Annotated in this window: 13 protein-coding genes; 5 read left to right on the top strand and 8 right to left on the bottom strand. The window is 70.3% G+C overall.

All coding sequences use genetic code 11. The annotated features are described in order from the left end of the window. Positions 1-282: 282 nt before the first annotated feature. Positions 283-657, top strand: a complete 375-nt coding sequence (locus DIE12_RS10975; protein ID WP_044843879.1) for a phage protein NinX family protein — start codon at positions 283-285, stop codon at positions 655-657. A 30-nt stretch (positions 658-687) separates the two neighbouring features. On the opposite strand, the gene DIE12_RS10970 is transcribed toward DIE12_RS10975, so the two are convergent. Beyond that, positions 688-1677 carry an ABC transporter substrate-binding protein gene (locus DIE12_RS10970; protein ID WP_124488406.1) on the bottom strand — a complete coding sequence of 330 codons (990 nt, stop codon included), beginning with the start codon at positions 1675-1677 and terminating at the stop codon, positions 688-690. A gap of 131 nt (positions 1678-1808) precedes the next feature. After that, positions 1809-2687 (bottom strand): LysR family transcriptional regulator, encoded by an 879-nt coding sequence (locus DIE12_RS10965; protein ID WP_124521142.1) that lies wholly within the window; start codon positions 2685-2687, stop codon positions 1809-1811. A 100-nt stretch (positions 2688-2787) separates the two neighbouring features. Between DIE12_RS10965 and DIE12_RS10960 the strand changes: the two genes are divergently transcribed. After that, a complete protein-coding gene (locus tag DIE12_RS10960; RefSeq protein WP_124521140.1) occupies positions 2788-4356 on the top strand; it encodes an MFS transporter in 1569 nt (522 codons plus the stop codon). A gap of 90 nt (positions 4357-4446) precedes the next feature. Here DIE12_RS10960 and DIE12_RS10955 read toward each other — a convergent pair whose 3' ends face one another. The 3 genes from DIE12_RS10955 to DIE12_RS10945 are packed head-to-tail and all read right to left on the bottom strand — an operon-like array spanning position 4447 to position 7927. After that, on the bottom strand, positions 4447-5619 hold the full coding sequence (locus DIE12_RS10955) for a LysR family transcriptional regulator (RefSeq protein WP_124521138.1): 1173 nt from the start codon (positions 5617-5619) through the stop codon (positions 4447-4449). A 24-nt stretch (positions 5620-5643) separates the two neighbouring features. After that, the gene (locus DIE12_RS10950; RefSeq protein WP_124521136.1) at positions 5644-6372 is read right to left on the bottom strand and encodes an aspartate/glutamate racemase family protein; all 729 of its coding nucleotides are present in this window, start codon (positions 6370-6372) and stop codon (positions 5644-5646) included. 22 nt (positions 6373-6394) lie between these two features. Continuing rightward, positions 6395-7927 (bottom strand): NCS1 family nucleobase:cation symporter-1, encoded by a 1533-nt coding sequence (locus DIE12_RS10945; RefSeq protein WP_124521134.1) that lies wholly within the window; start codon positions 7925-7927, stop codon positions 6395-6397. Positions 7928-8182: 255 nt separating this feature from the next. On the opposite strand from DIE12_RS10945, the gene DIE12_RS10935 reads away from it, so the two are divergent. Next, the gene (locus DIE12_RS10935) at positions 8183-8455 is read left to right on the top strand and encodes a hypothetical protein (RefSeq protein ID WP_124551202.1); all 273 of its coding nucleotides are present in this window, start codon (positions 8183-8185) and stop codon (positions 8453-8455) included. A gap of 193 nt (positions 8456-8648) precedes the next feature. After that, a complete protein-coding gene (locus DIE12_RS10930) occupies positions 8649-9215 on the top strand; it encodes a DUF3005 domain-containing protein (protein ID WP_124521130.1) in 567 nt (188 codons plus the stop codon). Positions 9216-9275: 60 nt separating this feature from the next. Here the strand turns inward: DIE12_RS10930 and DIE12_RS10925 are convergent, their stop codons facing one another. Next, positions 9276-10040, bottom strand: coding sequence for a DUF4397 domain-containing protein (locus tag DIE12_RS10925; protein WP_124521128.1), 765 nt, complete (start codon positions 10038-10040; stop codon positions 9276-9278). A gap of 454 nt (positions 10041-10494) precedes the next feature. Further along, positions 10495-11802, bottom strand: a complete 1308-nt coding sequence (locus DIE12_RS10920; RefSeq protein ID WP_124521126.1) for an MFS transporter — start codon at positions 11800-11802, stop codon at positions 10495-10497. 535 nt (positions 11803-12337) lie between these two features. Here DIE12_RS10920 and DIE12_RS10915 point away from each other — a divergent pair. Then, complete coding sequence (locus tag DIE12_RS10915) at positions 12338-12784, top strand: MarR family winged helix-turn-helix transcriptional regulator (RefSeq protein WP_124488416.1); 447 nt, start codon at positions 12338-12340, stop codon at positions 12782-12784. Between the two features lie 36 nt (positions 12785-12820). Here the strand turns inward: DIE12_RS10915 and DIE12_RS10910 are convergent, their stop codons facing one another. Further along, positions 12821-15103 (bottom strand): molybdopterin cofactor-binding domain-containing protein, encoded by a 2283-nt coding sequence (locus DIE12_RS10910; protein WP_124521124.1) that lies wholly within the window; start codon positions 15101-15103, stop codon positions 12821-12823. Positions 15104-15170: the final 67 nt, after the last annotated feature.

The following is a 15170-nucleotide window of genomic DNA, read 5'->3' as shown; positions in this document are numbered from 1 at the left end:
TCTCCCGAGAGATCCGGCCTGCGCTGCACCGTATGGTTCCGGTTGTCGTCCGCCGAACAGGCCCGGCCCGGTTCGGCGTGAATGCGGTTCCGGGGTGCGTGTCCACCGCCGCCCGGACGATACGAGTTGCGTTCATTGTACGCAGGAATCGCCGATTCGTAACACGTATCGGCGGTTTCGCACGACGGGCGCGCTTGCCGGGCAACGCACCGGTCGCGGCGTGGCCGGCGCATCGCGCGCGGCAGCGCTAGGATGGCGTTTTCACGGCCGCGGGAGGGCGCGATGCAGGTTCACGATCTGGTCGGTGCGCCGCTCGATTTCTGGGTGGCGATGGCGGAAGCACTCGGCGCGCCGCGCGTCGACGCCGCGGGATGCACGGTCCTGCGCGAACCGGGCGGCACGCCGGTGCCGTACGCGCCGTCGTCGTCGTGGGTAGACGGCGGGCCGCTCGTCGAGCGTTTGCCGTTCGGCGCGTTCGAGCGCGACGGCGGGCACGGTGCGTGGCGCGCGGTGCTGCATCGGGCAGTGCCGGCGGCCGGCGAGCGCTGCACGTTCAACCAGTCGGGCCCGACGCTGCTGGTCGCCGCGATGCGCACGCTGGTTGCGTCGACGTTCGGCGATGACGTGCCGGATCTCGACATGGCGAAGGCGCGTTGAACGCCCGCACAGGCGACGACGTGCAGCCGGTTACGCGGCCGACAGGTTGCGCACCGCGATCGACGCGACGTCGACGCGCTTCGGCAGGATCGCGTCCGCGGCCGCGCGATCGGCGACGCGCTGCAGCACGTCGATGTCCGCGTCGGTGACACCGCGCTGCGCGAGCGCCGCCCGGCGCGCGATGTCGGCGGCCGCCTCGCGCGGCAGGCGCGTGAGCGACGCATAGACGGTCGCGTAATCGGCGGGATGCGCGAGCGCCCACTGGCCGGCTCGGGTGAGCCGCGCGAGCACGTCCGACAGCGCCGCGCGCTTCGCGCGATCGTCGAGCGTGTCGACCGGCGACGTGAGGAACGCGAGCCCGGAATTGATCCCGCTGCCGTCGCGCACGATGCGCGCACCGCGCCGGACCACGTTGCCGTAATACGGATCGAAGGTCGCCCAGATACCGATCTGCCTGGCCTCGAACGCGGCGAACGCGTCGACCGGCAGCACGAAGCGCACGTCGACGTCGCCAGGCGCGAGGCCGTGTTCGCGCAGCGCGCCGTAGAGCTGGTATTGCGAGATGCTGCCGCGCGCCGACGACACGACGACGGTGCGCCCCTTCAGGTCGGCGACGGTGCGCACCGGCGAATCGGGCTGCACGACGATGCCGAGCGATGTCGGCGAGCCGACGCGCGTGGCCACGATCCGCAGCGCCGGATCGCCGAGCGCGGCCGTCAACACCGGCAGGTCGCCGGCCGGCGCGAGGTCGATCGCACCCGCGCGCTGTGCTTCGAACAGCGGCGCGGCGCCCTGGAAATTCGCCCAGCGAAACCGGTACGGCACGCCGTCGAGCACGCGCGCGGCTTCGGCCAGCGCGCGCAGGCCGCCGGCCTGGTCGCCGAGCACCAGCGTCACGTTGGACAGGTCGGGGCCGGCCGCGCGGACGGGCCGTGCGGCGGCGCCGGCAAGCGGTGCGGCGGCCAGGGCGGCCACGCGCAGCAGTGCGCGGCGGCGGGCCGGGGCGGGGGGCGAAGTCATCGGCGGCAGGTCCTCGGTGATCCGCGCGAGAGGCCGCGCGGCTGCCGGGCAGATTACGGAATCGGTTTCGCGCCGGCAAACATCGAATCGCGAAATGCTTATTCGCGCGTCCGTTATCGGCGAGACAGGCGCTAGCCCGCGGCAGGAACGGCGCGCAGGAACGCGCGTACCGCGGGCGCCTTCTCGAAGCGCCGGTACGCGAGCGCGAGTTCGGACATGATCGGCTTGCCGGCGATCGGCCGGTACACGACGCCCGGCAACGACACGCAGCCGGCGAGCGCGTCCGGGATCACGGCGACCCAGCCGTTTACCGATACGCACGCGAGCACCGCGAGCAACCCGCCCGGCCGCGCGGCGATCACCGGCGCGAAGCGGCCGCGGCGTGCGACTTCGAGCGTGCCGCGCTCCTGTTCCGGCACGGCGAAGCGCGCGTCGGCGAGATCGGCGGCACGCACGGCGGTCATCGCCGCATAACGCGAATCGGCCGGCACCGCCGCGACGAATACGTCGCGCTGCAGCGTGACGATCCGCAGCCCGCCCGGCAGCGGCAACGGCGGGCGCACGTACGCGAGGTCGAGCCGGCCCGCGTCGAGCTGTTTCGCGACGTCGTCCATCGGTACCTCGCGCAGGTTCAGCTCGATGCGCGGATGCGCGGCGCGGAACGCGCCGACCGTGCGCTGCAGCGTGCCCGAATAGACGGCCGACGACACGTAGCCGATCTCGATCCGGCCGAGTTCGCCGCGCTCGGCGAGCGTCGCGAGTTCGCGGCCGCGCTGCAGATGCTCGACCGCCGCGCGCGCCTCGGCGAGAAACGCAATGCCTGCCGCCGTCAGCGAAACCTCGCGGCGCGAGCGCTGGAACAGCCGCACGCCGAGCAGCCGCTCGGCCTCCTGGATCTGCCGCGTGAGCGCGGGCGGCGCCATGTCGAGCGCGTCGGCCGCGCGCGCGAAATGCAGGTGCTGCGCGACGCTCAGGAACGCGCGCACGTGACGGAATTCGAGCGGATTCATGATTGCAATTTTCGTTAATGAAACTGCATCGGTATGTCAATGACGGGTAATACCGGGCAAGCCTAGCATACGGCTCGTTCCTCTTGTTCCGGAGCCGTCGATGTCCCAGTCTTCTCCCGCCCCGCGCGCAGGCGCGCCTGCCGCCGAGCGCACGGGCACCCGCCTGCCGGCCGCCGCGACGCTCGCGGTCGCGTCGGCGACGTGCTCGCTGATCGTGCTCGACACGAACGTCGTCGCCGTGTCGCTGCCGAGCATCGCGCGCGGCTTCCATGCGAGTTTCGCCGACATCGAATGGGTCGTGAGCGCCTACATGACCGCGTTCGCCGCATGCCTGCTGCCGGCCGGCGGGCTGGCGGACCGCTTCGGACGCAAACGCATGCTCGGCGCGGGGCTCGCGCTCTTTTCGCTCGCGTCGCTCGGGTGCGGGATCGCGCCGTCGGCCGGCTGGCTGATCGCCGCGCGCGCGGCAAAGGGCGGCGGGGCCGCGCTGTTGCTGACGGCCGCGCTCGCGGTGATCGCGAACCGCTTTCCGGACGGACGCGAACGGGCGCGTGCGTGGGCGATCTGGGGGATGTGCATGGGGATCGCGACGGCCGTCGCGCCGCTGGTCGGCGGCGCGATCACGCAGTGGATCGGCTGGCGCTGGGTGTTCCTGCTGAACCTGCCGGTGTGCGCGCTGCTCGCGGCCGGCGCGCGCGTCGCGATCGACGAGTCGCGCGATCCGCACGCGAAACGGGTGGATGCCGCCGGCAGCCTGCTGTTCGGCGCGGCGCTCGCCTGCGCGATTGCGGCGCTGATCGGCGCGCCGTCGCATGGCTGGCTGTCGGCCGCGACGCTCGGCCGGTTCGCGCTGGCCGCCGCGCTGCTGGCCGCGTTCATCGGCGCGGAGCGCTGGCAGGCGCGGCCCATGATCGATCTGGCGCTGTTCCGCCAGCCGCGTTTCGTCGGTGCCGTGCTCGCGATGTTCGGTTATGCGGCGTGCGCGCAGGTGATGATGACGTTCCTGCCGCTGTACCTGCAGAACGCGTTCGGGATGTCCGCGATCGACGCGGGGCTCGGGATGCTGCCGTTCGCGTTCGCGATGATCGCAGGGCCGTCGCTCGGCGGCCTGCTCGCCGCGCGCGTATCGTCCGGCGGCGTGCTGGCGGGCGGGCTCGCACTGATCGGCGCGGGCAATCTCGCGACCGCGGCGCTGACGGCCGGCGGCGACTACCGGCTCGTCGCGCTCGGCATGTTCGTGACCGGCTGCGGCGCGGGCATCATGAACGGCGACACGCAGAAGGCGATCATGGCGTGCGTGCCGCCGGGCCGTACCGGAATGGCGTCGGGCATCAGCACGACCACGCGTTTCTCGGCGATCGTGACGGCCGTCGGCGTGCTCGGCGCGGTGCTGGCCGCGAGCACGCACGCGCACCTCGACCGGCTGCTGTCCGCCGCGCCGGGCATGCGCGCGTTCGTCGACGCGCCGTTCATGTCGAGCCTGCTGGCCGGCGATCTTGCGCAGGCGCTCGCGCACGTGCCGCCGTCGGCCGCGCGCCAGCTTGCCGATGCGGCACCCGCGGCCTTCGCGAGCGGATTCGCCGCGGCGCTGACGGTCAGCGGCGTGCTCGCGCTTGCCGTCGCCGTCATCGCATACAAGTTGCTTGCGCAACCGATGCGCGACGCGTGATGCGTGCGGCGGGCGTTCATGCCTCGCTCGTTGCACGCGACGATACGGAGCCGCCGGGCTTGCGCGTTCAGGTTGTCGTCGGCGATCGATTCAGCGCGACTTCGTCGCGACGCGATGAACGCGCGCCGCGCGCGCGACACGCGGCCGTTGCGATGCACCGCAATGCGTCGCCTGCCGGCGGCGCGTGCGTCGGGTCGGTTCCGGCGGGGCGTCGGCGATCGGCACATTCGCCCGCGCATCCGCATCCGCATTCGCGGCAACCGCCGCGACGGCCGGCTGCGCGGCCTCCGCGTCGAGCCAGCCGCGCGTCGCCTCCGCGATCAGCCCGCGCAGCCAGCGCACGCCGTCGACGCAGGCGCCCGACTCGTTCCACGTCATCCGGTACACGATTGCGGGCGGCTCGGCCGGCAGCGCCACCGCGCCGAGCGGCAGCAGCTTCGCGTAGTGGCGCGCGAGCCGGTACGTGGTGGTGAGGATCAGGTCGGAGCGCACGAGCGCATGCGCGGCGAGTTCGAAGTGCGGCAGCGTGACGACGATCCGCCGCTGCAGGCCGACGCGTTCGAGCTGCCGGTCGATCGCGCCGGACGCTTCGAGCCACGACGGTGTCGGGCACAGTTGCGCGGCGCGCGCGAATTCGGCGGCCGTCATCGCGCCGCGCCGTGCGAGCGGATGCGTGGCGCGCATCAGGCACACGACGCGATCGTCGAACAGGTCGTCCTGCCGGAACCGCGACAGGCGGGCAGGGCGATTGTCGATCACGACGTCGAGCTCGCCGTCGGCGAGCGCGCGTTCGTCGTCGTAGCCGTCGCCGAGCGGATGGAACACGAGCTGCGCGTTCGGCGCGCGTTCGCGGAACAACGCGACGAGCTTCGGCACGAACAGCACGTTCAGGTAGTCGGGGCAACCGATCCGGTAGGTACGCACCGACGTGCGCGCGTCGAAGGTCGGCTGCTGGATGCGGATGAAGTCGATCACGCGCAGCGCGTTGCGCAGCGGCTCGATCAGCCGCGCGCCGAACTCGGTCGGCACCATGCCGTAGCGGCTGCGCACCAGCAGCGGATCGCCGAGCAGCGTGCGCAGCCGCTTGAGCGCGGCGCTCGTCGCCGGCTGCGACATGTTCAGCCGCACGGCCGCGCGCGACACGGTGCGCTCGGTGAGCAGCACGAGCAGGATGCGCATCAGGCGCGCGTCCAGACCGTCGAGCGCACTCCTTGCGTCGGACGCATCGAGGGACAGGCCGTTCGGCGCCGGTGCGTCCCGCATGTCGCTACGCGTTCCCGCGGCCCGTCATTTGACGAAGGTGCCCGGCCAGCCGACGATCCGCTTCGGGCGCGGCGGCGCATAGGTGCGGACCTTCGACGTCTTCAGCTTCAGGCGCACCAGCGATTCCGCGAGCGCGACCGCGGCCGACACGCCGTCGACGACGGGCACGCCCGTGCATTCCTCGATCTGCCGGTCGAGGCCGGCCATCCCGCCGCAGCCGAGGCAGATCACTTCCGCGCGATCGTCCTTCACCGCGCGCGCGGCCTGGTCGACGATCGACTCGATCGCGCGGGCCGGGTTCTCCTCGAGCTCGAGCACCGCGAGACCGCTCGCGCGCACCGACGCGCAGCGCGCGTCGAGCCCGGCGAGCTTCAGGCGATCCTCGATCAGCGGCACCGTGCGGTCGAGCGTCGTGACGACCGAGTAGCGGTGGCCGAGCAGCATCGCGATGCTCGCGGCCGCTTCGGTGATGTCGACGACCGGCACCGTCAGCAGTTCCTGCAGCCCTTCGCGGCCGTGTTCGCCGTAGCCGGCCTGGATCACCGCGTCGTACGGCTCGTCGTAGCTCAACACGCGGTCCATCACGGCGATCGCCGCGAGGTAGCTCTCGAAGTTGCCTTCGACCGATTCCGCGCCGAAGCGCGGCGTCAGCCCGACGATCTCCGTGCCCGGCGACGCAGCGGCCCGCGCCTGCGCGGCGATGGCGTCGGTGATCGACGCGGTCGTGTTGACGTTGACTACCAGGATTCTCATCGGTGCACTCCGTATGCTGCGTTCAGTGTCGGGCGCAGGCGACCGCGATGGGTTCGCCCGAGCGCTCGTCGTATTGCCGTTCGCGATCGGCCGTCAGCCAGTACACGCTGCCCGCGATGGCCGCGCCGAGCAGCCAGGAGAACGGCGTCATCGCGCTGAAGGCCGGCACGACGGCGAGCGTGATCGAGATCAGCGCGGACGGCACGAGCGCCGCGAGCGCCTTGCGGTTCACGCCGCGCGTGTAGAAATAGGCGCCGGTCGGCGCTTCGGTATATAGGTCCGGCACGTTCACGCGCTGCTTGCGCACGAGCCAGTAGTCGACCGTGATGATCCCGTACAGCGGGCCGAGCAGCGCGCCGAGGCCGGACAGGAAGTAGACGATCACGATCGGGCTGTTGTACAGGTTCCACGGCAGGATCAGCACCGCGACCGTCGCGCTGATCAGGCCCGCGCGGCGGAACGTCAGGCGGTGCGGCGCGAGGCTCGTCAGCACGAAGGCCGGCGCGACGAAGTTCGCCATGATGTTGACCGCGACCGTCACGATCAGGAATGCGAGGCAACCGAGCACGAGGAACAGCTTGTTCGGCACCGTCGCGATGATTTCCGTCGGGCTGTGGATGATCTGGCCGTTCAGCTTGAACTGCGCGCCCGCGAGCACGAAGCTGATCGTCGCGAACACCAGGATGTTCACCGGCAGGCCCCAGAAGTTGCCGACCCGCACCGTCTTCGCGCTCGGCGACGCGCGCGCGAAATCGCAGAAGTTGAGCACCAGCGTGCCGTAGATTGCAAGCCACAGCGCGCCGCCCGCGAACACCTCGGTCCACATCTTCAGGCCGGTCATCGGCTTGCCGATCGACATCGCGAGATGGCCGCCGGTGCGGCTGAACATCCATGCGGCGAGCGACAGCGTCGTGACGAGGATGATCGGGCCGGCGAGCCCTTCGTACTTGCGGACCATCTCCATCCCGTAGGTGAGGATGCCGATCTGCACCAGCCAGATCGCGACGAACGTCACCCAGCCGAGCGTCGACAGCCCGCAGATCGCGTTCTCGTCGAACGCGGCGAGGCCCGGCCAGATCGCGGTGAGCAGCACGCGCAGCACGACCGACGCGAGGTAGGTCTGGATGCCGAACCATGCGATCGCGATCACCGCGCGGATCATCGCGGGCAACAGCGCGCCGTAGATGCCGAAGCTCATCCGGCTGATCACCGGGAACGGCACGCCGGTCTTCTGGCCCATGTAGCCGGTGAGGTTCATGAAGCCGTACACGAGCACCGCGCCGATCGCGAGCGACGCGAGCATCTGCCAGCCCGACAGGCCGAGCGCGAACAGCCCGATCGCGAACGAGTAGTTCGCGATGTTGTGCACGTCGTTGGTCCACAGCGCGAAGATGCTGTAGCGGCCCCAGGTGCGGCCCTCCGCCTTGGTCGGCGCGAGGTCGGGGTTGTGCAGCCGGGGGCTCAGCGCGGGGTCGCGCGCGGCCGTATCGGTTCGCTGCAATGCGTCGTGCGCGCCGAGCACGATGCCCGCACGGTGGGTGGCTTCCAGTTGCACGCTCGTCTCCTTCCATGTGCGGGGCGCGAACCGGCAGCGTGTGCACGCAGCGCAGGCCCGGCCGCCGTGGACGTTATGTCTCGGATTTGTTCGCGAGTATGGGTGGCCGTCGCGGCGATGGGAAATTAAATATTCGGCTGGGGGGCATTTGAAAAATGAATGGGGCCGGGTCGCCGGCGGTGGCGATGGAGGAGATGGACGGCACGCGCATTGCTCGCCACAGGTCTCCATCCAGTCGACATCAGCGGAGGTGTCATGCAGCGATATTCCATTCGTCACGTATCGCGGGTCGTCTTCGCCGGCATCCTGATTGCCGGCCTGGCGGTGGGTGCGGGTTGCCAGAAGAAGAGCGAGAGCGACACCACTACCGGCGGGAGCTCAACCGGCTCCACCAGCAGCATGGCGCCGGCGCCGTCCACCGCGCCGTCGGGCATGCCGGGCAGCGGCACGGCCGGCAGCGGCATGACCGGCGGTCCGGCGAGCATGCCGGGCGCGGCGTCCGCGCCCGCGGGCGCAAGCGGCGGCTGACCGTCGGCGCGGGCGGCATGCGCGGGCCCGTCGCCCGCGTGCCGCCGGGACGGCTGTCGGCGCGGCGCGCGTGTCGCAGGGCACGCGTGGGCGGCGCCGCGCGCGTGAAAGATTTGCAACGACCGTTGTAGCGATTCCCGGACCGGCGCCGGCTGCATCCCGCCGGCGCACGCCGTCCGGAACAGGAGGTGCGATGCACAACGCGGAATCGAACCCAACCCCGAAACAGCAGCGCGAACAGATCGCGAAGAGCCCGGTGCAGACGCCAGCGGCCGGCGACATGCCCGATGCGGCGACCCAGGCCGCCGAGGTCGCCGAAGCCGCCGAGGTCACGAAGCGGGCGCTGACCCCTGAGGCCGTCGCGGCGAAGACGCCGACCGGCCTGCCGCCGATCGACGTCGGCGCGCATGCGGTCGACAGCGGCGATCCGGTGCGTCGCGCCAGCGGCAGGATCGTGACGCTCGACAACGCGAACATGGCGATGACCGACAACACGGTCGACGTCGACGGCAAGGGCATGGAGGCGCGCAGCGGCGCGACCGAGTGGCACGACAACGTGATCTATTCGAATGCGTCGCTCGACGACGCGGTCGAGACGCCCGACGAAGGGCTCGGCGGCATCGACAGCCGGCCGGGCGGCAACGTGCCGCAGATTGCGACGCGGCCGGGCTGGCGCGTCCGGCATATCGGCGATGTCGATGTCGAGCACGGCGACGGTACGCGGGTCGAGCACGTGATCCGTCTCGAGCGGACCGACTGACGACGTAGCGAGAGCTGCCGGGCGGACCGCCGGCCCGCGGTCCGCCGAAGCCGCTATCCGTTATTGCGGGCCGAGTTCCTGTGCGGACGTGTCCGCATCGTTGCCCTGCGCGACGAGCACGTGAATGTCGTTCGGCGTCACGTCGCCGATGCCGCCCGCCGGAATCGTCACCAGCAACCAGTCGGCGTTGTTGTTGATCGCGACCGGCGCGGTCTTCAGGATCGGCGCCTTGCTGCCGGCCGTCGTGACGATCACCTGGTAGGTTCCGCCGTTCAGGTAGATGGAATCCTGTGTGGATGCCGGCACGGCGTTCTGATACGCGGCGCCCGCCAGCGTCGGGCTTTGCGTGTTGATGTCGGTGCCCGGCGGCACGACGTACACGTCGACGTTCTGCGTGTTCGGCGACGCGTTGAAGCTGCGCACGCGCGCCTTGTCGGACAGCAGCTTCTTGTCGAACGGATCGTCGATCAGCGAAATCGCCGACGAGGTGCTCGGCAATGCGATGGTCGTGTAGTGGTGACCGTTCGCCGCGCCGAACGACTGCGACGCGACGGTCGTGGTCGTTCCCGATACGTCGTAACTGGCGGTCTGCGTGCCCGTATCGATGTCGTGATAACGGGTCACGCCCTTGTACGCGACACCCGACGCATCGAGCTTCGCGTTCAGGTAGTAGTCGAGATTCGGGCCGGCCGGCACCGCGTTGATGAAGCGCGCCTGCGGCTTCGAGATGCCGAGCACGGTACCGACGTCGTTGCTGTCTCCGCCGCACGCCGTGAGTACGGAAATGACCGAGCACAGGGCCACTATCGTTCGTATGGATTTCATGTCGTCCTCTCGTTCAGGGGGAATCCTGCTTGCGATGCGGGATCGCCGCGCGAGGACTCGCGCGGTGCGCAGCGCCGGGTTGAAGGAAGGATTGCCGTCCGCCCGAGGGGCGGGCGCGTTGATCTCGCAAACGACGTGCCTGCACGGCGGGACACGCGTACGCGCCGGTGTGGCGCGAAGCTGCGCGGGGAGGCAGTGGCATGCCCGTGCGCGAACGCGCGCGCGAGGCGACGTGTTTGTAAAAAGGCAGTGCGGCACGTCGGGAGGCGACCTGTGCGCGGGTGCGGCGCCCAGGAAAGCTGTTCAAGCCGTCAGCCGGGGGCGCTGCGACGAATGCGGAAGGGCGAGAGGGGGGCAGCGCGCGTATCGTTGGGCACGCATCGATACGTGGAGAGTCGTGCGAATTGTGCGAATCGCGCGCGACGACCTCGGGTCGCCGCGCGCATGGAGCGCATCAGCGGTTCACGAGCTTTGCAGGATACGCGAGCGCGAGCGCGCATCCGACCAGCATGCATGCGGCGAAGCCGTACAGCCCCGCGCTTTGCGAATGGAACGTATCGCGCAGCCAGCCGATGAAGTAGGTGCTGCCGAAGCCGCCGAGGTTCGCGATCGAGCACGCGAACGCGATCCCGCCGGCGGCGGCCGAGCCCTTCAGGAACGTGGACGGCAGCGCCCAGACGACCGGCATCGCGGCGGCCGCGCCCGCGTTGATCAGCGAGAACAGCAGCACGGTCGCGAGCGTGCCGTGCGACGACGCGGCGGCGAATGCGAGCGCGACGGCCGACACCAGGAACGGCACGACGATATGCCAGCGGCGCTCGCGCGCACGGTCGGAGCTCGCGCCGCAATACAGCGTCGCGAGCACGGCCGCGGCATTCGGGATCACCATCAGCCAGCCGATGTGATACGCGTCCTTCACGCCGGTGTCGCGCAGGATCGTCGGCAGCCAGAAGCTCACCGCATACAGCCCGAGCAGCACGCACAGGTCGATGAGGCCGAGTGCCCACACCTTCGGATCGGAGAACGCGCGGCCGAGCGCGTGGCTCTTGTTGCCGGACGGATCGGCGTCGAGGTTCGCGCGCAGCATGCGCTGCTCGTCCGCGTTCAGCCAGCGCGCGCTCTCGATGCTGTTGGGCAGCCAGCGCAGCACCGCGAAGCCGAGCAGCACCGACGGCAATGCTTCGAGCAGGAACAGCCACTGCCAGCCGCCGAGCGCGTGCACGCCGTCGAACGCACGCATGATCCAGCCGGAAATCGGGCTGCCGATCATGCTCGACAGCGGCAGCCCGACCATGAACAGCGCGACGATGCGTGCGCGGCGCGCATCGGGATACCACTGGGTCAGGTACAGCAGCACGCCGGGCAGGAAGCCGGCTTCGGCGGCGCCGAGCAGGAAGCGCACGACGTAGAACTGCATCGGCGTATGCACGAACATCGTCGCGCCCGACAGCAGGCCCCACGTGATCATGATCCGTGCGATCCACAGCTTCGCGCCGACGCGCTGCAGCACCAGATTGCTCGGGACTTCGAACAGGATGTAGCCGCCGAAGAACAGGCCGGCGCCAAGCCCGTACACGGTGTCGCTGAACTTCAGCGCGTCGAGCATCTGCAGCTTCGCGAGCCCGATGTTGATGCGGTCGAGATAGGCCGCGAAATAGCACAGGCAGAACAGCGTGATCAGGCGCAGCGTGACCTTGCGGTAGAGCGCGCCGTGCAGCGTGTCGTCGGCGGAGACGGCGGCGCTCGGGTGTGCGGTAGACATGGGATTGCCCCTGTTCGAATGTGACGGATGAAGTGGGTGGCCGTTCGACGCGAGCGAAGGTTCGCCGCGCGCTGGAGTCTGTATAGCACGCCAATTACATAGCGTACACACTAGAAAATACGGAATCGCGTAGGCATGAAAGTGAACGCGCCGGGATCGATCGTTAAACCAGATAAACCCGGAATTTTTCGGGGATTAATCTGGAAATGTGCACATATCAACATGGTTTTTTTCATCCTGAGGCATGCACGAAATTCGTGCGTATACGCTCAAAAGTGGAGTGTGTGCACGCCAGTGCTTCGGCGTTCGGAGCGCGCGCGTCCGGCAGCCCGCCGGATCGCGCGAGCCGCGGGCGTTGCAGCGTCGATGTCCGCGAGCAGGCCGATATGGTCGGGCGCTTGTCGGGCGCGACGCGGGTCGGGCGCCACGAACCCTGACGCACCGCAACGAAGCAGCGGCCGCGTGACCGGATGCACCGATTTGAGGGTGTACACTGCTTGCCTTTCCCATTCATGCCGCGCGAGCCTTCATCTTCATGGCGTCTTCCAAGGATTCCTACGACTTTCACGACCAGGTCGGGCACCTGCTGCGCCGTGCCTATCAGCGGCACGTCGCGATCTTCCAGGAAGCGATCCCCGATTCGGACCTGACCGCCGCGCAGTTCGTCGCGCTGTGCGCGGTCAAGGAAAAGCAGGCGTGTTCGCTGAACGACATCGTGAAGGCGACGGCGATCGACCAGGCGACCATTCGCGGCGTCGTCGAGCGGTTGAAGACGCGCGCGCTGATCGAGGTGCTGCCCGACCCGAACGACGGCCGCAAGCTGATCGTGCGCGCGACCGCGGCGGGCCTCGCGCTGATCGACCGCACGGTGCCGTTCGCGCGGCAGGTGACCGAGCGCACGTACGGGCCGCTCAATCCGGGCGAACGCGTCGCATTGCAGTACCTGCTGCGCAAGATGATGGAGGCCGACGGCGACGCGTGACGCGCGGCGCCGTCCGGCCCTCGACGCAAACCGGCCTCATGCGGCGCTTGCTGCGACACTCGCTTCGGTAGCCGGAAGCCGGCCGGCCTCGCGCAGCGCGGCGCGCACCGTCTCGGGCGTGAACGGCGGCGCGTAGAAGCGCACGCCGGTCGCATCGAACAGCGCATTCGCGACGGCGGCGGGCCCCGGCACCGACGCCGATTCGCCCGCGCCGAGCGGCGGCTCGCCTTGCCGCGGCATCAGCACCACGTCGACGTCCGGCACTTCGTCGAACGTCAGGATCGGATAGCTCGCCCATTCGCGCGACGCGACCTTGCCGTCGGCAAACCGCACGCGTTCCTTCAGCGTGCGGCTCAATACCTGGATCACGTTGCCGTGGATCTGGTGGCGCACGCCGTCGGGGTTGATCATCGTGCCGGTGTCCTGGCCGACCGTCACGCGTTCGATGCGGATCTCGCCCGACACGCGATCGACGCTCAGGTCGACGATCCATGCGGACCAGGCCGCGCCGAAACCGGGGAAGCGGCTGTGGACGTAGCGTGCGTAGGCGACGCCGCGTCCGCGGACGACGCGCGCTGCTGCCGCTTCATTTCCGCGATCCACGCGCCGCGGCGTCCAGCCCGCGCGATCGGCGACGGCCTGCAGCAGTTCGGTCGCGCGCGTGTCCTTGAGATGGCGCAGCCGGAACGCGAGCGGATCGATGCCGGCCAGCGTCGCGCATTCGTCGACGAACGCGTCGTGCGCGAACGAGTTCGGCAATGCCGACACGCCGCGCAGCCACGAGGCGCGCACGAGCGGCGCGAGATCCTCGCAGACGAAGCGGCGGTCCGGGCTTTCATACGGCGACACGGCGGTGCGGTCGCCCATTTCGAACACGCGCGGTTCGGGCGCGATCGCGCCGGTCAGGAGCGTCGCGAGCAGCGGCGCGTCGTTCGACGGATAGCGCGTCGTGAAGTCGTAGCCGAGCAGGCGGCCGTCGCGCGTCACGGTGCCCGTCACCTGCATCAGCTGCCCGGCGCCCTTCGGTTCCCACAGATGCTCGTCCGCGCGCGACAGCTGCACGCGCACCGGGCGGCCGACCGCGCGCGACAGCAGCAGCGCGTCGCCGCAGACGTCGTCCGCGCCGTTGCGGCCGTAGCAGCCGGCCGCTTCCATCCGCACGATGTCGATATCGGCTTCGTCGCGCGCCACGAGCGTCGCGAGGTCGTAGCGCAGCGATACGGGGTTCTGGGTGCCGGACCATACGGTGATCCGGCCGTCGCCGGGTGCGCGATAGTCGGCGAGCGCGCACGACGGGCCGATCGAGCCGTGCATCTGGAACGGCCACGCATAGGTGCGCGACAGCGTGATCGTGCCGGGTTGCGCGCGTGCCGCGTCGACGTCGCCTTCGTCGAGCAGCAACCGGCGTTGCGCGGGCGCGGCGGCGATCGCGGCCGCGGGCGTGTCGAGCGGCGGCAGCGCAGGGTGCGGGCGCCACGCGACGCGCAGCTGGCGTGCCGCGCGGATCGCGTGTTCCTCGCGCTCGGCGACGACGCCGACGAAGTCGCCAAGCGCGACGACCGCCACGAGCCCGGGCACGTCGGCGACCGACGCGCGATCGACGTCCACCAGCGACGTGCCGACGAACGCGCCGCTGTCGTGGCCCGCATACGGCGGCCGCACGACGCGGCCGTGCAGCATGCCCGGCACGCGCATGTCGTGCACGAACGTGAGCTGGCCGGTGGCCTTCGCAGGCAGGTCGACGCGCGGCGACGACCGGCCGACGATCCGGTAGCGGGCGGGATCCTTCGTGCGGGCGTTCAGGTCGAGCGTGAGCGCGATGCGGCGCGCCGCGACGAGCGCGGCGAACGTTGCTGTGTGCCCGCCGGCCGGTGCGGCGATCGTGCCGTCGTCGATGCTCAGTTGCGCGGGGTCGACACCGAAGCGCTCGGCGGCCAGCGCCAGCAGCGCGTGGCGTGCCTGCGCGGCCGCGCAGCGCAGCGGCGTCGCGGAAATCTGGATCGTCGCGCTCGCGATGGTCGGACCCTGGTTCGGCGTCGCGGCCGTGTCGCCGAGCACCATCGTCACGCGCGCGGCCGGCACGTCGAGCTCCTCCGCCACGATCTGCGCGAGCGACGTGCGGATGCCGGTGCCGAGGTCGACGTGGCCGTTGAACGCGAGGATGCGTCCGTCGTCGAGGATCGCGACGAACACCTCGGGCAGCGCCGGCACGTACGACGACAGGCTGCCCGGCTGGCCGGGCGCCGGCTTGGGCGGCGGCGCGGGCGGCCGGATCACGGTCAGGCAGCCGTCGCGCGCAAGCAGTTCGGAGCGGTTCACGGTTCAGGTGTCCTGTCGGGGGAGGGCGCGACCGGCGGCCGGTCGCAGCGCCTGCGGCGGCGGCGCT

The sequence above is a fragment of the Burkholderia sp. Bp9015 genome (assembly GCF_003853505.1).
In the GTDB taxonomy this organism is placed as follows: Bacteria; Pseudomonadota; Gammaproteobacteria; order Burkholderiales; family Burkholderiaceae; genus Burkholderia.
The sequence above is the reverse complement of the archived record's forward strand: the minus strand, read 5'-3'. Positions and strand labels throughout refer to the sequence as shown.